Origin of the sequence: Chryseobacterium sp. SSA4.19 (assembly GCF_022601875.1) — a bacterium.
Taxonomy (GTDB): Bacteria; Bacteroidota; Bacteroidia; order Flavobacteriales; family Weeksellaceae; genus Chryseobacterium.
Genome location: NZ_JAKVIP010000002.1, coordinates 203019 through 222343 on the forward strand (window position 1 = coordinate 203019; position 19325 = coordinate 222343).

The 19325-nt window shown below is 38.6% G+C and carries 14 protein-coding genes; 11 read left to right on the plus strand and 3 right to left on the minus strand.

From position 1 onward, the window contains the following. Nucleotides 1-16: 16 nt before the first annotated feature. Entirely contained in the window at nucleotides 17-1318 is a 1302-nt protein-coding gene (locus MKJ01_RS02425; protein ID WP_241611204.1) for a M48 family metalloprotease, read from the minus strand. 80 nt (nucleotides 1319-1398) lie between these two features. On the opposite strand from MKJ01_RS02425, the gene MKJ01_RS02430 reads away from it, so the two are divergent. Next, nucleotides 1399-2529, plus strand: coding sequence for a serine hydrolase (locus MKJ01_RS02430; protein ID WP_241611202.1), 1131 nt, complete (start codon nucleotides 1399-1401; stop codon nucleotides 2527-2529). A gap of 311 nt (nucleotides 2530-2840) precedes the next feature. On the opposite strand, the gene MKJ01_RS02435 is transcribed toward MKJ01_RS02430, so the two are convergent. Further along, nucleotides 2841-5894, minus strand: coding sequence for a DNA polymerase III subunit alpha (locus MKJ01_RS02435; RefSeq protein ID WP_241611200.1), 3054 nt, complete (start codon nucleotides 5892-5894; stop codon nucleotides 2841-2843). Between the two features lie 23 nt (nucleotides 5895-5917). Further along, nucleotides 5918-7066 (minus strand): DNA polymerase IV, encoded by a 1149-nt coding sequence (gene dinB, locus MKJ01_RS02440; protein WP_241611198.1) that lies wholly within the window; start codon nucleotides 7064-7066, stop codon nucleotides 5918-5920. A gap of 61 nt (nucleotides 7067-7127) precedes the next feature. Between dinB and MKJ01_RS02445 the strand changes: the two genes are divergently transcribed. From MKJ01_RS02445 to MKJ01_RS02490, 10 genes are all read left to right on the plus strand, one after another. Continuing rightward, nucleotides 7128-7895, plus strand: a complete 768-nt coding sequence (locus MKJ01_RS02445) for a LexA family transcriptional regulator (protein ID WP_241611196.1) — start codon at nucleotides 7128-7130, stop codon at nucleotides 7893-7895. A gap of 330 nt (nucleotides 7896-8225) precedes the next feature. Then, complete coding sequence (locus tag MKJ01_RS02450) at nucleotides 8226-8726, plus strand: M15 family metallopeptidase (RefSeq protein WP_241611194.1); 501 nt, start codon at nucleotides 8226-8228, stop codon at nucleotides 8724-8726. 188 nt (nucleotides 8727-8914) lie between these two features. Beyond that, complete coding sequence (locus MKJ01_RS02455; protein WP_241611191.1) at nucleotides 8915-9952, plus strand: patatin-like phospholipase family protein; 1038 nt, start codon at nucleotides 8915-8917, stop codon at nucleotides 9950-9952. A gap of 338 nt (nucleotides 9953-10290) precedes the next feature. Beyond that, nucleotides 10291-10884: a DUF2589 domain-containing protein gene (locus tag MKJ01_RS02460; RefSeq protein WP_241611189.1), complete on the plus strand. Its 594-nt coding sequence runs from the start codon at nucleotides 10291-10293 to the stop codon at nucleotides 10882-10884. A gap of 65 nt (nucleotides 10885-10949) precedes the next feature. Further along, the gene (locus MKJ01_RS02465) at nucleotides 10950-11633 is read left to right on the plus strand and encodes a hypothetical protein (RefSeq protein WP_241611187.1); all 684 of its coding nucleotides are present in this window, start codon (nucleotides 10950-10952) and stop codon (nucleotides 11631-11633) included. Beyond that, nucleotides 11633-12187: a hypothetical protein gene (locus tag MKJ01_RS02470; RefSeq protein ID WP_241611185.1), complete on the plus strand. Its 555-nt coding sequence runs from the start codon at nucleotides 11633-11635 to the stop codon at nucleotides 12185-12187. The genes MKJ01_RS02465 and MKJ01_RS02470 overlap by 1 nt, the downstream gene beginning before the upstream one ends. A gap of 150 nt (nucleotides 12188-12337) precedes the next feature. Next, on the plus strand, nucleotides 12338-12508 hold the full coding sequence (locus tag MKJ01_RS02475; protein ID WP_241611183.1) for a hypothetical protein: 171 nt from the start codon (nucleotides 12338-12340) through the stop codon (nucleotides 12506-12508). Nucleotides 12509-12897: 389 nt separating this feature from the next. Beyond that, on the plus strand, nucleotides 12898-16644 hold the full coding sequence (locus MKJ01_RS02480; RefSeq protein WP_241611181.1) for a hypothetical protein: 3747 nt from the start codon (nucleotides 12898-12900) through the stop codon (nucleotides 16642-16644). 71 nt (nucleotides 16645-16715) lie between these two features. Further along, the gene (locus tag MKJ01_RS02485; RefSeq protein ID WP_241611179.1) at nucleotides 16716-18902 is read left to right on the plus strand and encodes a hypothetical protein; all 2187 of its coding nucleotides are present in this window, start codon (nucleotides 16716-16718) and stop codon (nucleotides 18900-18902) included. Beyond that, on the plus strand, nucleotides 18892-19140 hold the full coding sequence (locus MKJ01_RS02490; protein ID WP_241611177.1) for a hypothetical protein: 249 nt from the start codon (nucleotides 18892-18894) through the stop codon (nucleotides 19138-19140). The genes MKJ01_RS02485 and MKJ01_RS02490 overlap by 11 nt, the downstream gene beginning before the upstream one ends. Nucleotides 19141-19325 lie beyond the last annotated feature (185 nt).

Sequence of the window (19325 nt, forward strand, 5' to 3'; positions counted from 1 at the left end):
AAATCCTGACTCTCGGTCAGGATTTTTTCGTCTGGTAATAATCGGCGATAGTTTTTATCTCATCCAGGCTCAGGTTCCACATAAAGTTCAGGAACTGCTGATAGCTTTCACTTTGGTTTTTAGGATCTACCCGATCTAAATACCGGTTCAGGTTATAATTTTTCCGGGCTTCATAGATTTTGGAAAAACATTTCCCGAGCCAGCTTTTATAATAGTCCTCTTCTTCCCCATCCTGCAGGAACTGAAGACTTGCATAGATACCGACCCCGTAATCCTCCGAATGATAAAAGTCCGGCAGTGTTTCCATCCTTGCGGTTTTCTTAAGAACAGCATAGGATTCCGTAGCTTTTTCATCAGCAGCCTCCGTTTTCAGCTCCGGAAATATTTTCTTTAAATTATTGATTCTTAAAACCATTTCAGGATGAGATTTTAATGAATCTTTATTAAGCTTTTCTTTATAATGGCTGTAATTATACAGCGAAAAATCTTCTTTTTTCAGCCATTTATCCTTAAACTCCTGTTTCGGAAGGTTAAAATATTTTTTATACGTTTCCAACTTAAGTTCTCTGGGCGAAATGGTATCAAAATCTTCCAGCCTTTTTAAGGTATTGATAAATTCGGTTTTCTTAAAATCACTGTTCTTAAAAACAATGTACCCTATAGAGTCTGCCTGCATTTCCTGTTTCCTGTTTTCAGCCCCTTTCTTATACACCCTGTTTTTAAACAGATCAAAAGCTTTCTCATTTCGGTTTTCCTTAGTCGACTTAATATTCTGAACTACTATTTTGTCCGTCTGGTTCTGATCAATTATATCCAGGAAAGCCTTTAAGGTATGGTCTGAAATCTTATGTCCTAATTCATGGGAAATGACAGCTGCCAGCTGATCATCGTTATTCAGCCAGTTGAAGAGTCCAATGTTGATCACAAAAGTACCGTCTGCAAAACAGTAGGCATTAGGGGTATTGTCTTTTGCAATGAGAATTTTCAGATTCTGCGGAATCTGAGGATTGTTTTTTCTCAACCGCTCAATCAGGCTCTTTATTTTTACATTAAATATGGAGTTGAAGACAAAATCTTTATCTTTTACCTTCTTTTCAAACTCTTTGGCAAATTCTTTATAAATTTTAGACAATTCATTTCCCCGCTTTCCCGAATAATCGGATTTACTTTTTTTAATCAGGCTTTCAGTATTGAACGAAAAGTAAGTAAGGAAATCTTTTCGCTGTGTATAGTCAGCCGTATCAACAGGTTGATGGAGTTGCCCGAAAGCAACAGTAAAAAAATACAGAAATAAAAAAGAGAGCAGTTTTTTCATCATATGTAGCAATAATCACAAAAATAAATCATTCCGTTTCATGTTTTCAAATTTATTTTAAATTTGTTAAATATCCCTTTTTTATGATTCTGATTATTTATTTCCTGGCGTTTATTGTTCTTTTGGCTGTAATCTTCTATTTTTTAGGATATGATTATCTTTTTAACGGCATTTCAAAAACCTATCTAAAAGGAAAAACCAGCGCAAGCATCGATGACGGAAAATTTTTCACCTATAATATGATCGAAACAAAATCTCCCACACCATGGGAGAAAGCCCATGAATACAATAAAACTGAATTACCGAAAAACATCGTTGAAGATCTGACACGTTCAGATACCGCTTCTTTTATTGTGGTTAAGAATGGGAAACTTGTTCATGAGCAATACTGGAACGGATACCATCAGAGTTCCCAGACCAATTCATTTTCTATGGCCAAAGCAGTGACGGTCATGCTTTTAGGAAAAGCGGTTGAAGAAGGAAAAATTAAGAGTATCAATGATAAATTTTCAGACTATTTTGAAGAATTTGCCCACCGGGAATTTGCCAAAAACCTGACTTTGAAAAATCTGGCCCAGATGGAATCCGGCCTGAACTGGAATGAAGATTATAAAAATCCCTTTTTACCGAATGCCAAGGCTTATTATGGAAGAAGTTTAATAAAAGCCACGTTTTCAAGGAAGTTTAAAGGAAATCCTGGCGAAAGATTTGAATATCAAAGCGGATCGACCCAGCTTTTAGGTTTTGTCGTAAGAAAAGCGGTAGGCCGGCCGCTGGCCAGTTATCTATCCGAAAAATTCTGGATCCCGATGGGAATGGAACACAATGCTACCTGGAGCACCGATGAAAGCGGAATGGAGAAAACCTACTGCTGCATCCATTCCACAGCGAGGGATTTTGCCAGGCTCGGCCAATTATTCCTTAATAACGGACAAGCAGGTGGCCAACAGCTTCTGAACCCTGATTTTATCAGCCAGATGCGCACCCCGACAGAAAAGTCCGGTGAAATTTACGGCATGGGATTCTGGATTAACCACGACAATCCTGTAAAACATTATTATTTTCTTGGGCTCCAGGGGCAATATATCATTATGATTCCTGAATATGATATGGTAATCGTAAGAACAGGCAGCTACAATAATCTACCGAAAAATGACAGGGGAAGACCTGATCAGGTAAAATTCCTTGTGAATGAAACGGTAAAGTTGTTTTAGTAAAATATGACAAAATGGACTATGAATTAATTTTGCTTGGATGTTAAGCTGAAATTAATTTTAATGAAACCTGAAATTAGCTTCAGTGACTGTATTATTTTTTAAAAAAGCTTCATATTCCAAGACATCTGTTTTCTTCCGAAGGTATTTCTTCGCTCATGCTTCTAAGCCTGACTTTATCCTTTCTTAATTTTCCGTTCATTGTATCCCTCGCCTTTATTACCGGTAAATGCAGGTTTTAGGCATCTTCTGATCAGGCCGATCTTCAGGAACATAACACCATACAGTTGCAGTATATACAAAGATCACCATTATCTGAATTTTTGCCTCGGAAGATTAATTTCCTGTGCCTGAGGATAAGGCTTCCGCGATGTCATGCTTACATCTTCCCTGATTTTCTGATGAATATGATACTGCTTTTCCTGATGATAAGCATACCTCGGATCAGGAATCATCGGCATCTTAGCCATCTTATGGATGGTAATGGTTGGAAAATGATAATCAATTTCCACGGTTCCCAGCAGCAGATAACAGCCGCCGCCCTGGAAATCGTATTCCTTCAGGCTGTCCGGGAAATGGGCAGTATCGAAATACTGCCCGTTTGCATCGATCCACGTTCCGAAATACATGGCTCCTTTTCTAGTAGGCACATGTTTCCTTGAGATCAGGTAAGCCAGCATCTTTACCTGGCATTTATGGTGCTGCGGTAGATCTTTTACAAATACGGAACCTCTGTATGGAGTCTGTAACAAGTCAAAGGGGCTGCAGGAAACCGGAAACCCGATAATCTCGATTTCATCAAAGGCATCTTCAAAAGGCTCTCTTTTTAACTCAGGCAGAATATAGGGCTGGAAAGGCTCATCAATCAGCATCATTCCCCTGCTTTCAGTTTTAAAGTTTACCATGATCATCCTGGCTTCTACCAAAAGTTCATTTTTAGGCTTTCCCGTAAACCTAAGGGCCCCGATAAATATTAAGGTCTGGACCGTTTCAATACCGGCAGGAACACGCCTTATAAAATCTTCCAGTGACCGGTATTTTCCATTTTGTTCCCGTTCTTCTATCATCCGTTGGATTGTTCCGGTATCCAGCCCCTGCATCAGGGAAAGTCCCAGATAAATATCCCGGCCGTCGAGCACAGTCTGAAGTTCACTCCTGTTCACACACGGTACCTGGATGTTCGCGCCGGACATCCGGGCCTCATGGATATATACCTCAGTCCGGTAAAACCCACCCTGGTTGTTGATCACCGACACCATGAACTCCAGCGGGTAATAGACCTTCAGGTAAAGACTCTGGTAGCTTTCCACGGCATAGGATGCAGAATGCGCCTTGCAGAAGGAATACCCGGCAAAGGATTCGATCTGCCGGAAAGCTTCTATGGTAAGTGCTTCAGAGTGTCCCTGCTTCTTACATTTTTCAAAAAAGTTGGCCTTAACTTCCTGCAGCTTTTGGATCGACCTTTCCTTTCCGCTCATTGCTCTGCGGAGGGTATCAGCGTCGGCCAGCGACACACCGCCGAAATACTGTGCAATCTTAATAACATCTTCCTGATATACCATAATTCCATAGGTCTCTTTGAGGTTTTCTTCAAATATAGGATGGAAGTACTCAAACTGATCCGGATGGTTGTGCCTGAAAATATACTCCCGCATCATTCCGCTTTGCGCTACGCCAGGCCTGATGATGGAAGAAGCCGCTACCAGGATCCGGTAGTCTTCGCATTTCAGCCTTCTCAGTAGTCCGCGCATAGCAGGAGATTCAATATAAAAGCATCCGATGGTCCTGCCCGACGCCAGGTATTCATTTGCCTTTGATTCGTTTTTGGATAGCAAAGTATCCCGAATATCGACGGTAATCCCTCTGGTTTTTTTGATAAGCTCAACGGTATCGTTAATGGTACCCAGCCCGCGCTGAGAAAGAATATCGAATTTTTCAAGCCCGATATCTTCGGCGGTATTCATATCGAATTGCACAATAGGAAACCCTTTAGGCGGCATTTCAAGTGCCGTAAAATGGGTAATCGGCTCCTCAGAAATCAGGATCCCACAGGCATGCATACTCCGTTGGTTCGGGAATTTCTCCAGCATGGCACCATAGCGGTGAACATGTTTTACGACAGAATTCGGGTCATGGGTTTCTACCGGATGGTTAACCATGCTGTCGAGCTCTTCCTTAGGAAGCCCGAATACTTTGCCTACTTCCCGCAAAATTGATTTGTATTTAAACTGGACATTGGTTCCGCAGAAGGCAACATGCTCTTTCCCGTACTTCTTAAAGATATAATCCAGAATGGTATCCCGGTTCTGCCAGCTCCAGTCGATGTCAAAATCCGGTGGCAACTTACGGTTAAGGTTCAGGAACCGCTCAAAATAAAGATCGAGCTCCAGGGGGCATATATCGGTAATACCCAGGCAGTAACTGACAATGGAATTGGCCCCGCTCCCTCTTCCTACATGCATCAGCCCCATGCGGTTGCTGTAGCGGACAATATCCCAGGTTATCAGGAAATAGGAACAGAAGTTCCTGTCATCAATTACTTTCAGTTCCTGCTCCACTCTATCCTGCGCTTCTTTGTTTTGCGGTCCATAACGTTTTTCCAGTCCCAGATAAGCCAGTCTGCGGAGCATTTTCAGATCGGAGGCTTTGGATCGCGTATAATACTGCCTGTTGCGGACTTTCTCGAAATCAAATTCAAAGTCGCATGCATCGAGAAGCTTTTGGGTATTTTCAATAATTCCCGGATGGTACTGAAAGTCTTCAATGATCTCTTTTTCCCGTCTGAGGTATTCCGATTTCCGGCAGATATCCTGCTCTGAAAGCATGGACAACAGTGTATTTTTATCAATAGCTCTTAAAATCAGGTGCAGGTTGTATTCTTTCTGGGAACTAAAGGTCACCGGCTGGAGGATCACCATTTTGGAGCTATATTTCTTTAGCTCAGGGCGTATCAGTACGTTTAGTTCTTCTTCCCGGATTCCGATGTATTCATTTTGCTTTAGTACTGCCGGAATATTGTTCAGCGGATAAATGACAAATACATTTTCAAAATCCGGAGCCGTTTCTGAAAGTTCTTCACCATCGCAGTTATGAGCGGTAACTATACGGTTTACTTCGCCAATCCCGGAAAATTTTCGGGCTATGGCGATATACAGTAACCTGTTTTCTTTCCTGACTTCCATTCCGGCAATGGGCTTAATGCCCGCTTCTTCGCATTGTTTCTTGAAATCATAGATGCCCGTAACTGTATTGATATCTGTAAGCACCAGCTGTTTGATGCCCAGACTTTTGGCTTTCTGTACAAGATCTTCTACGGACATGGTTCCGTAACGGAGGCTGTGGAAGGAATGGCAATTGAGATACATAGGAAGAATATTTTATAATAAAGTTATTTTTCAAAATCAAAACCGGAGGCTCTGCCTACAGCATCTGCTCCGAATCTGTTTTTGAGATAGTCCATGGTTTGATACAGATTCATCTGTTCTTCGGTGTCTTCAAACAGGCTCATCTGATGCTTCCCGTGGACCAGGTCAGTGAACCGGAGTCCGATCAGCCGGATCCTCATCCTTCGGGTATATAGCCGGTTGAAAAGTTCCAGTGCTATCTTCGATAAGGTATGGTCTGCCGAGGTATAAGCCACACGGTTCTGTTTCGTTTCGGTATCGAAATTAGCATAGCGGATCTTGACTGCCACCGTAGAGGTAAGCCATTTTTCCTGCCGAAGCTGGTAAGCCAGCTTTTCCGACATGCTGTTCAAAATTCTTTTTAATTCCGGAATATCAATAGTATCGTTGGTAAATGTCTGTTCTGTGGAAAGGGATTTACGTTCGGAATATGGGATTACCGGATTTTCATCGATCCCGTTGGCTTTTTTCCAGAGATCTTTTCCATTTGTCCCGATCATCTGCTGCAGGGCCATAACAGGCATTTCGGATAAGGTATGGATGGTACGTATCCCTATCCTTGACAGGAGCTGGAACGTTTTATCCCCAACCATCGGAATTTTTCTGATGGACAGAGGGTTTAGAAAAGGACGGATATCCATTTCCGGAATCTGCAGTTTCCCATCAGGCTTCGATTCCCCAGTCCCGATCTTTGAAACGGTTTTATTTGCGGATAAAGCAAAGCTGATCGGAAGCCCGGCTTCTTTGTTGACTGCTGCTGCAATTTCCTGCGTCCACCGGTAACAGCCGAAAAATTTATCCATTCCGGAAAGATCCAGGTAAAATTCGTCAATGCTCGCTTTTTCCATCACGGGAACCTTTTCCTGGATGACCTCAGTCACGGTATGAGATAGGTTGGAGTACAGCTCATGATCCCCTTTAATAACTTTAGCTTCAGGACAGAGCCGGAGGGCCATTCGGATCGGCATAGCAGACCGCACACCAAATTGTCTTGCTTCATAGGAACAGGAGGCCACCACCCCACGGTCGCCTCCTCCTATGATCAGAGGAATCCCTTTAAGAGCATTATTATTGCGTCTCTCGCAGGATACAAAGAAGGCATCCAGATCCATATGTACAATCGCACGGTTCATTATGCAAAACTAGATACTAATTGTATCATTTTTTGTATATTTGATGATACAATTTGTATCAATGTCAATTTTTTCAGATAACATCAGGTTTTTAAGGGCTAAGAAAATGGCGACTCAGCAGGAAACAGCAAATGCTGTATTTTTGAGCAGGGTGAGATATTCCAAATATGAAGACGGAAGGTCGGAACCTCCTTATGAGGTACTGATCCGGATCTCAAAATATTTCAATCTGAGCATCGACCTGCTGCTTACCGTGGATATCCGGAAATATCCGCTCGAAGACATTTTGCATCTCCCTGACAACCGAATTGTTCTCCCCGTGGTGATTGATCGGGAAGGCAATAATTACATTGAGATTGTTACACAAAAAGCTTCCATGGGATACCTATCGGGCTACAGCGATCCGGAATATATCGAGAGTCTTCAGCAGATCTCCCTACCATTCCTTACGAACGGTAAATACAGGGCATTCCCTGCCCTCGGGGATTCAATGCCGCCGTTCAAAGACGGCTCATATATCATCGGTAAATATGTAGAGAACATTGAAGATTTAAAGCCGAATAAGAGTTATATTTTTGTTACCCTTAATGATGGTATTTCCTATAAAAGGTTTAAGCAGCGAAAAAAAAGAGCAGTCACTGTAGCAGCTAATAATTCCTTTTACAAGCCTTATGATATCCCATTAGGAGAAATTGTAGAAATCTGGCAGTATGCTTCAGGAATATTCCCCGAAGATTTTGAACCGGATCATTATGAAAATTATAATTTGCAGGATATGTTTCTGGAGATCAGAAAAGAGATCAGAAATTTAAATGATAAAATTTCTTAATTAAATAAAAATATTTCATGTTAAATACGGTTAAGACGTATTTAAGACATTGAAAATATCGTAAAGTTTTTTAATAGCCTCCATAATCCTACACCTTCATTAAAGGAGAAGTACCCACTATATTTATTAAGTGCTGCAATAATTACTGAACTGAACAATGAAATATTGTTTCGCATGATTACAAATAACTGCAGCATTAATTTTTCACACAACAAAAAACACCATTACGATAAACACCTGTATTTCAATATATTAAATTATTTCAAATACGTCAAGTTTTGTCGCACTTCAGCTATATCTTTGTTTTACAAAACACTAAAAACTGATTATATGGACAAAATAACTTTACAGAGAATAGAAAAACTCCACCCGGCCGTAAGGGAAGAGGTGAAGCAGATTGTTAAGGAATGCGATGAAGCCTTAACGGGAAGGGCAAAAATAAGGATCACCCAGGGATTAAGAAGCTTTGAGGAACAGGAAAAGCTGTATGCGATAGGCAGAATCACATCCGGCAAAAAAGTAACCAATGCCAAAGCAGGACAAAGCATCCACAATTACGGGTTTGCCGTAGACATATGCTTAATGATCGACGGAAAAACCGCAAGCTGGGATACGGCCAAGGATTGGGACAATGACAAAGTAGCAGACTGGTACGAATGTGTGAAAATTTTCGCAAAACACGGCTGGGACTGGGGTGGGACCTGGAAAACTTTTAAAGACCTTCCCCATTTCGAAAAAAAGGATATTCATACAAAAAAGGGACTTGTAAAAACCACCTGGAGAACCCTGATAAAAATGAACAGGGATAAGAATGGATATGTAATCTTATAATTCCCTTTTATTTGAATTTATATTTTAATACGACGACTTCTGTCGCATCTCCGTTCTACCTTTGCTTATAGGAAATACCTAAAACAAACACTATAAAGTTAAAACCAATAGTTCAATTCCGTAGAAAACTATTGGTTTTACTTGTCTAAAGTTGTTCCGTATTTCTTAAGAAAAAGTATAAAGCAACAATGAAAAAGACAACCATTCTTTCTTTGGACGGGGGCGGAATCAGGGGAATTATCACCTGTATTATTCTGCGCTACATAGAAGAGCAGCTGCAGTTGTATGATAGCCCGGGCGCAAAACTGGGAGATTATTTCGACCTGGTAGCGGGAAGCAGTACAGGAGGGCTGATTGCGTCTATTATTCTATGTCCCAATGAACACCGCAAGGCAAAATATTCTATTCAGAAAGGTTTAGAATTATATGCCGAAAAAGGTGGCGACATATTTCAGGTTTCTTTTTGGGAGCGTATCGTAAATCCGTTCGGATTGATCAACGAAAAAATTTCCCAGGAAGAACTTGAAAAAAACCTGAATGAATTTTTTGGAAAACTGGAGTTAAAAGAATTAATAAAACCTTGTTTAATAACAAGCTACGATATAGAAAACAGGAGATCCAAAATCTTCAATTCATGGAAAGCACGCCTGAGTACCGATAATTTTTATGTTAAAGATATTTGCAGGGCAACTTCAGCGGCTCCGACTTATTTCACACCAGTCCAGATCAAATCCATGTATGGCCAGATTTTCAGCCTGATTGACGGAGGCATGTTTGCGAACAACCCGGCATTGTGCGCTTATGCAGAGGCCAGAAAAATTCCTTTTGCAGAAATTTTGAAAAACCATCAAAAAGCAAATTACCCGACCGTGAGTGACCTGCTGATCCTTTCTATCGGAACAGGTATCGAGGCAAGAGCCTATTCTTTTAAAAAAATGGAAAAGGCAGGAAAAATCGGCTGGGTGAATCCCATTATTGACATTCTCATGTCAGCCAATGCGGAGACTGTAGATTATCAGTTGTGCCAGATGTTCCAGACCTTAGGTTTACAAAATCAGAAAAATTATTACCGGCTTAATCCTTCATTAAAGAATGCTTCGCCTGCAATGGATAATGTAAGAAGAGGAAATATTGAAAACCTCATTCAGGCCGGTCTGAGCTATATTGATGACAACAGGGATTTATTGAATCAGATTGTTCAAAAACTGATCAGAAATAAGATATAAGTTATTTTGCTTATAAAGGCAGTACATAAGCTAAAGTCCTTATACTTATTTATTTTTTAAAATTATTTTTATACGTCAAGTTTTGTCGCTTCAGCATATTATTTTTGACTTAGGATTAAAACAATAACCAACCACTCAATACCATGAAAAACTCTACAACATATAGTTGTGATTAAGAACTTTCAATAGCCGGCATTCCCGGGCTATACTACCCAACATATCATCAGTTTTATGATTCAGCTTAAAATGCTGAACAGGATATGTATTACCTCATCATAACAGTTTGCTAGCACTGTATATCATCAATTTTATTAACCTTTTAAAAAACCATTAACATTATGGCAAATTTAGTACAAGAATTAAACAGTTTAGATTTCAGCGTTTACATTGGCGGCCCGTTACAGGCAGCTGTAAAAGCACAACATGACGCATCCATTTCTCAGGTTAACTTTATCAAAGAAGTAGGTTTTACGCCTGGAACAGGTACCAATCCTGATCAATTGAAATATGTGGATTTCTATTACGAAAAATCAGTCCCTAATCCAGAGTATGATTCAACGGCAACAAGCGGGCCTACAAGCGAACGATTCATTGATGCGAAAGTTAACCTGAAAGTTCCTTTTCTTTCAATGCTTACCATTCCGGCTCTGAGAATTGATGAAATGACCATTGATTTCAATGCTAAACTAAATTCTGTGGAAACCCAGAATGTTTCAAGCGAATTCAGTGGTTCTGCAAGCTTAAGTGCCAAGTTCTGGAAAGTGAAGTTCAATGCATCCGCATCTTATAAAAAAACTTCATCCAGCACTTCCACTACGGAAAGAACATATACTTTGGGAGTACATGTAAAAGCAGTAAATGACGAATTGCCTGCCGGACTTTCAAGAGTTTTGGATATGCTGGAAGACAGCATTTCCGCAGTCAATAATTAACCTTTTAGGATGGTTGCATCAGCAACCATCCTTTTCTAACATCTTATTAATTAAAGAAAATTATCATGCCAAAACTAAATGAATATCTGGGAGGAATCGTTTCTGAACTTGCCTCTGCCCGAAAAATGGCCGACCTGCAGACTCTGGAAATCGCAAAAGAATATGCAAGCGATGAGATGCTGAAAAATTTTTCAATTCCGAGAATGAAAATAGGAACTGTAGATCTTACCATTCCTTTTGCGAAAGCAGGAAGCCAAACCATCCTTAAACTAAGGGATTTTGCTTATGACGAAATTACCAAAGTGATGAAAACGAACTATAACGCAAGCGATATTTCAAGTGACAAAGATCTCAAGACTTTTCTTTTCGACATGGAAATATATTACGATGATGTTATCGATAAAATCAAAAAAGAAAATACTTCAATAATAACAGCAGCACAGGAAAAGTATTTTGATACCATTCCTGAATATATCACCGACTTCTGTGTAAGCCTGCCCAATTTTAAATGGGGTGAAGTCAAGTCCGAAACACTGCACAAGAGTCTGAAAGAACGTACTCTTTTTGAAGCAAGGAAAGTTATTGAAAAGGCTGGGGAGAACGAAATTATCGTAGAAGCCAGCAAGCTGATGAGCTTAGATCCGAAATGCCTGATTTATGCAAAAATGAGCGTAAGCGAATCGGGAATGGAATGGTCGCGATATGAAGATATAAACGGAAACATCATTGAAACTTTAATTCCTGAATAATGAGAAAATCGCAGTTTATTTTGGTAAGCCAGCTTAAAGAAAAGCTGCAGGAATTTCCGGGAATTGTTTCTTCGTTGGAAAAAAAAGATCCCCACTTTATTGATAAAATCATGTGGTGGCTCAAAGCTTCGGAAGATATCTTCTCTACTTATAATATTAGTGAAGTATCTGAAATAGCCGGATTCAGGAGCAAGATTATTGCTGCAAGAATAACGGAAGGAAGAGGCGTAAATATTAAGAAAAATCAGATAAAAGCCGCATCCGACGTTCTGTATGACATCCAGAATACCGTACTCACCGTGCTGACTCCTTACGAAAGAAAGATCAGTGAATGCCGGGAAATTGTAAAACAATTATTGGTACTTACTGCCCAGACCCGTACCCAGATCTATCACCAAAGCCTGCCGTTTGAAGATTTCATTAAAAAAATATGGATGTATATTTTATCTGAGAATGACCTGAGAATGGGTGCCATCAAGCTCAAATCATTGCTCTCTGAAATGGATATTTTAATGCTCATGGGTGATGAAATAGAATTAAGCGACTTCTCCTAAAAATAACTCAATCCTGACTTATTTTTTATCACGTCAAGTTCTGTCGCTACCTCCTGATATCTTTGATTATGAAACAATAACCATGAAAACATCAATCAATAAATCCTTTTGATAAACAGCCTAACTATAACCAACTCTAACATATACAATATGGAAATCCCGAACCACAATTCAGATATGGTGTTTGATGAAGACCTTTATACCATAGACTGGAGCGATATTGAAAATACTGAAGCAGACTATGAACATTATATCAATGACATTGAAACCTTCTTTCGCCAAGATATAGAAAATGAAGCTTTTGAAGAAGATTTGTATTAAATAATTTAAACACGTCAGGTTCTGTGCCACCCACTAGTATCTTTAAAGTATCATTAAGCACAAAATAATCCTTTAAAACTTTATCAGATTCTCTTGAATTCAGCATTTACAAAATGCCGGGCAGCCTGAACTGTGTTTAAAAAATAATACAAATGAAGAAAAAATTAAAGCATCAAATTAGTATTTAAACAGATCATCTTAATAAACGAAAGCGACGCATTCCATAAAGGTATTTCAATCTGATTACTTATCCTTAAAATATCGCGTAAACAGCAATCCGAATTTACAAAAACAGTAATATTTAAAGTAAGTCTCTATGCCTTTATTCTGACACACTTATTCCCTAACCCTTAATCACAAAAAACTGTTTAATCATTAAATTAATACAAATGGCAACAAAAAACACACAAAACAATCCACAAACTCTTTTCAGATTCGTAAGCTTAAGAAATCCGCAATTAACAGAAACCAAGAAGGAAAATCTTGGATTTATCCTCAGACCTTCTAATTTATCAAGTGCTTTTGACAGCGCCGTTAGTCCCGGAGATTCCGCGCTGGTAAAGTTTCAGGCTTTGGAAAGGGCTGCAAAAAGCTTCTCTCCTAAAGGATATGAATCTGAACTGATTATTGAACAAAGTATTTTAGCAGATGCTTTAAAAATCGGCCGAAAAATTTCCAGAAAAGAGACGCTTGTTACATCTGAAGAAGCTTCAGCTAAAGCCCTGAACAGCAATAGCAATATTCAAAGCAAAATTGCGGAATTGTGGGACAATCTTATCTATCAGACCGTCACAGAAAAGAATTTTTATGTAAAAGAGGCCCTTATCCATATTTTAAAGGCCATTCACTACGGATATGTATGCAGTTTACCGGTAACAACAGACACACCAAAAATAAAAGCAAAAGCATTAACAGCCAGGGTAGTATTGCCGATGAAGTTTTTCGGAGACGGATATGAAGGAACAGTACTTTCAGGGCCGGGATTAAGTATTGGCAGTACTTTGAATGGAGATTCTTCTCAAACAGAGCAAAGAACAGCCAATACGACAGATCTCCCTTTATCCATACAAAACCAGTTAACGGCAGAAGGGAACAAAATTTCGGAATTATCAAAGCTGAATTTTGAAAAGGAAAGCCTTGAAAAATTAAAATCAGAACTGCAGAATCTTCAGACGGTGTATGTAAAACTGAAAAACAAAGCGTACGAAACTGCAAATCTGGAATATAAGGAACGCTACAAAAAAGAGATTGATGCATATAATGTTCAGCTTGAACGAATAAAATCTCAAATTACAACACAAATGACCGAAGCTGAGATTGATAAATTATACGAAAGCCTTCAGCCTTTAAATATTCCTTTGTTCCAGCTCACCTATAAAAATGAACTTAATTTTGAAGATTTAAAAGATGGGCTTTCGTTAGATTCTTTAAAATTATTCATTAATTTATTTACCAAAAGGGCAGGAAATGCTCCGACAGGAACAACCTATGATGATAATTATACCGCAGTACTGTCTGAAAGAAAATTACAGCTGGGAAGCTACATCGTTGAAATGAATAAATTTTATGATACCTATGCAGAAGTTTTCGAAAAACTGGATCAGCAGTTATCTGCTACCGTTCAATTACTTCTTCAGAAATCACCTCTTGAGGAGCAGAAATATCTTAATCTGGGAAATATATTAGTTCCGGTAAGTAATTCCCAAAGCAATCTTTCTCAAGCTGTTTCAAGGACCTATTATTTTAAAGCAAGCTATAATACGGGAATTGCACAAACTTCTTCTTCGCTTATCTTCTATTATCAGGCAGAGAGTAATTCTTACGGATTAGGATCAGCAAAGATTTCGGCGAGTACAGACCTTGGCCTCTTTGAAGAAGCATATTCAAATATAAATATTGTAGATAATAAAATAACCTTCCCTCCTGTTTTGGTCAACAGATTTGGCAAGGTCATCAGATCATTGAAAATTCAGATTTTCTTTAACAACGGAAAGCAGGCCACTTTAGAATATACAAATATAATTATTGACCAGCCTTATACCGGAATCCTATACACCGAAGAGATAAAAACAGATGGTTCCGGCAACACTACTCCACAACCGGGGGTTTTCTTTCCTAAACATTTCGGAGTAAAAAGACTGGGTATTGCCGATTACCTGAAGGTTGTACAAACCACCCATGCCTATGTGCCGGGAGACGTTACTCATATTGAGAATGTGATGGCCAAGGAATTTAAGCAGAAATCCACCCGGAAGCTGAGAAGAAGTGAAATTCAGAACACGACTTCCAAATCCACAGAAAGGGAAACCTTAAGTGATACCACTTCAACAAACCGGAATGATATGCAGTCCGAGGTGGCCAATATTATTCAGCAGAACACCAATGCGGAAGCACATTTTAATTATGGCGGAGGTTCCTACCAGGTAGGCGGAAGCTTTGCTTCCCATAATGCCAAAGAGAACAGCATCAGGCAGGCTGTTGCAAAATCCCAGGAAATCACTGAAAAAGCGACTGAAAGACTGCTTACCAAAGTAGCTGAAGAGAGGATTGAAAAGATCATTGAAGAGTTTGAGGAAAACAACGCTCATGGTTTTGACAACAGAAACGGTGATAAACATGTAATCGGTGTTTACCGGTGGGTGGATAAAAAAATGAAAAATCAGATTTACAACTATGGCAAACGTACCATGTTTGAATTCATGATTCCTGAACCGGCAAAACTGCACCGTCTTGCGACTGCAGCTTCCGTAACAGAAACCCTGACGGCTCCTGTAGATCCTAGAACGGCTCCAAGACCAAGAACCATGGCAGATCCTAAATCAGCATCATTGGATCAAATACAATACTGGGCGGGCATCTATGGCGTCAAGCTGACTGAACTGCTTGAAACAACCAAAAGTTTCACTACCGGCCTGCAATGGATTAAACTGAACGGTGACGGCGGATATAAACATTTAAACATTGACATTCCTGCAAATTATCAGGCAAGCCATGTAAAAATGTGGTACGGATTTGAAAGAAACCGAAAAGGAGGAAGCACTTTATACACCAGTAATTTTGCAGGAGGCATGGTCCCTTTCAACAACACCTCTGCTTCTATTGACAACGTTACAGAATTTTCCCCTCAAAACGTTACCGGCACTTATGATTTTGTCTATCAGGGATCGAATATTGACTCTGTTAATTTCAATTTTGAAGTGACCTGCAAGCTTTCAGATGCTTATATGAATGCATGGAAGCAGGAAAATTTTGATACTATTATTAAAGCTTATCAGGAAGCTTATACTGCATTCCAGGAAAAGAAAAAAGAACTGGAAGCAGCAGCTAAGGAATTAGAGAAAGAAAATCAGGAAAAAGTTTCCGTTTTCTACCGTGACATGGAGAGGGTTATCCTTAAACATAACTGTATCGCATTTTTGCTTCAGGACTATTCCGCTTTGGGTAAAAACCTCACCAATAATGCAAAGGCCATGCAGGATTTCAGCATCATCCTGGATGAAAACATGGACCAGTATACTGCCTTAGCCAAATTCATGGAACAGGCTTTTGAATGGACCATCATGCAATACACTTTCTATCCGTATTACTGGGCCAACAGAAACGAGTGGCAGAATATGTACTTATCCAACAGTGCCGATCCGCTGTTCAGAAATTTCCTTCAGGCAGGGATGGCCAGAGTGATTGTTACGGTAAATCCGGGCTTTGAAGATGCCGTACAGTTCTTCTTAACCACCGGAAGAATCTGGAATGGCGGCGAAGTCCCTGTTATCGGAGATCCAATGTACATGAGTATTGTTGATGAAATGCGTGAGCCCGTAGGATTGAAACAGGGTAAAGCATGGATCAGCACAGTTCCGACTGCCCTAAACATCTTACAGAAAGATTCTGCCGGTTTGGTAACGGCTACGGCATTACCTTTTACCCAGGAAAATCCTGACGAATTCGAAGTTCCGGCTGATGTTGTTACGGAAACTGAATTTTCAATTGTAGCCGATGCCCAGCTTAATTCCGGAAAAGACCGGTTTATTGACAACATCGAACTCAATGAAGGATTTCTTCAGCTAACCACAGACGACAGCCCGAAAAAAGTGGTAGCCCAGCTGCCTCTGTCTGATCTGAAAAAGTCACTCCAATAATTCTGTTTAATCATACATAATGAGGCAGAGTGTAAAACTCTGCCTTTTTTATTAATCTTAAAAATTATTAAATGCAAAATACAGAATATAAAGATGTTTTTGATATTGGTGAAGAAGCTTTGTCGATGGAGAATAAGTTCTCAACCGTATCATTTCCATCATTTAAAAATGCCTTTACGATTGGAGAGAACATAAGGGGTATGAGCAATGTAAGCCCGCTTGCGACTGTAAAATTTTTCAATCAATCGCCTGATGATCTTCTAACAAAATATTATCCGGATTCGAATCAGCCTGTTGAAGGCTCTTTTACCTATGTGCCGGATATTGGAAGCGATTTAGAATCAGTTATTACAACTACTGTAAAAGATTTTTATTATTATGGTGTAGAAGACGTTAATAACTTTGCCTTCAGAGTCATTATGTTTTCATCAACAGATGCCACAAAGCTTAAAGAATCCTTTGAGGTTTCTGCACCTGCAGGAAGAGAAATATTAATCTTTATAGAAGACAATACTGAAGATAAAGCAAGTGGTACTTATGGTGCCATAAAAATTTCAAATGATGTTTTGTCTTTTTTAAATAAAAGCGGAAGGCTGGAATATGATCTATATAATAATGATGCAGTTTACGAAGAAATCAAAAAAGTAATCCCCGAATTGTCTGATGATCAGATCAAAACGCTTTTACAGAAAGGTTATATTGAAGATATCCGTATCGACATTGCCAAAACATACTGTAAGCTGGCTTCGTTTTTTTCCAGCGGAATATCTTCTGTTAATCCGGGCTTAGGAATTTTGACCAATGATGTCCTCAGAAAAACAACCAGTATTCTTTTGGAAAAAGTCATTTTACTGATAGAAGAAACAAAACTTGGAGAAAACAGATGGCAGCCTAAACCGCCCAAGCTTGAAAACGGAGAAATTGATAAAAATTATACATATAATCCTCTTATCTCTTCCGGAAAAGACAGTAACGGCACTGTGAATTTCAGCGAAATTACCGGATTGTTAAAGACAATGCTTACCGAGCAGGATAATCTGGTAAGGTTGGTTTTGAATATTAAAAAAGATTTCAGAAAAAACAGCCAGCCAAAAGGCTTTTTGGAACTCTTATACAACCTGTATCTTAGTGCATATGATATCATGTACGATGTCATTATGGGTTTAGACGATATTTCTAATCTTGACATTCTCAAATATGGTATGCAGACGTATAATGCCCTGTTATGCGGAGTGTGGAACGGACTTGTAGATTCTGTTTCAGGATTGTTTGCCATGGTAAAGATGATCTATGACGGGATTACCATGGGTAAAGATTTTGTTCAGAATATAGATAAATATCTGCCTACTCTTCTGGAACAGTTTGATGAAGCGGTGCAGGCCATAAAAAAGATCAGTTTTACCGAAACAGCACAATACATTTATGAGAAATTAAAAGAAATAAATCTTACATTTGATCCTGTTGCCTGCTCTTATTTTATAGGCTATGCTTTTGGGTTCATCATTTCCTTGATTATTGAAATCATTGTTGGAGTACTTATAAGTGGAGGAACTTTGAGTGTTGCCGCAATTGTGAATGCTTTAGTAGAATCTATTCTGGGAATCTTCCGCTTAGGATTTAGTGCTGTGAAAGGCGTTGTAAAAGCTGTAAGAACTTTTGTTAAATTTGTTGTAAGAAGCATACAGGATCTTCTGAAAGGCTTTCAGGAATTATTACTGTTTTTAAAGAAAGGATGGAATGAAATAAAAAAAATAGTTGATGATGCATTTAATATTACTGATTTAGAATTTAAAGAATTTAGGAAGAAAAAGAGAATAGAGCTTTTTTCCACTATTAAAGGGAAACCAATTAATTTAAATCTTCTTAAAAAGCTTCAAAAAGAATTTGAAAATCTTGGAGGATCACTCCTTTATAATGATGAATCTTTTGAATATATAGCTTCTAGAGAAAAAGCTGAAGGAGTAGCTATAGAAGCTATAACCTTCAATGAAGAATTAATACTTTTAAATAAAAATGCAACAACATCTGCTGTATATGAGGAGTTAATTCATGCTTCACAATATAGATCAGGAAAATATGATATTTGGGTCGAGAACCATGGAAATGAAATAGCAAAAAATCTTATGGAAAAAGAAGCAGCTGAAGAATTAATTGAAAGAGCAATTGAATGGAAATTACCTAATGATGAAATTAAATTAATAAGGGAAAGATTAGAATTTTTTAATGAAGAACTAAAAATATTAAGATATGAAAATTAAAATTGTAAATACTTTTAAATTGAATGATCCTTCAAAAATAATTTTTGATGTTGAAATCATAGAAGGACAAAAAATTACTAAAGGACAAAAATTTATAAATTCTGATAATAACATAGAGTTTATTATTTTTTCTGTCGGACATGTAAATCCTCCAATTAGTAATTATTATCCATTAATTGTAAATGTTAGTTCTACTGACATCTCTAAATATAAAAATAAAATTTTCGTTCTGGTATGATTATAATATGATAACTAAAGAGCAAGCATTAGAAATGTTAAGAAATATCTTAATGAAAGAAAAAGAGATTATATTTTTATTGAAGTTGTTTAAACTTTTAATTTTTTGGACACTCTCCCACAAAGTGTGTAAGTTAAAAAGTCAGGGCTTAGATTTTATAATCTGAGCCTTTCTTCAAAAATAAG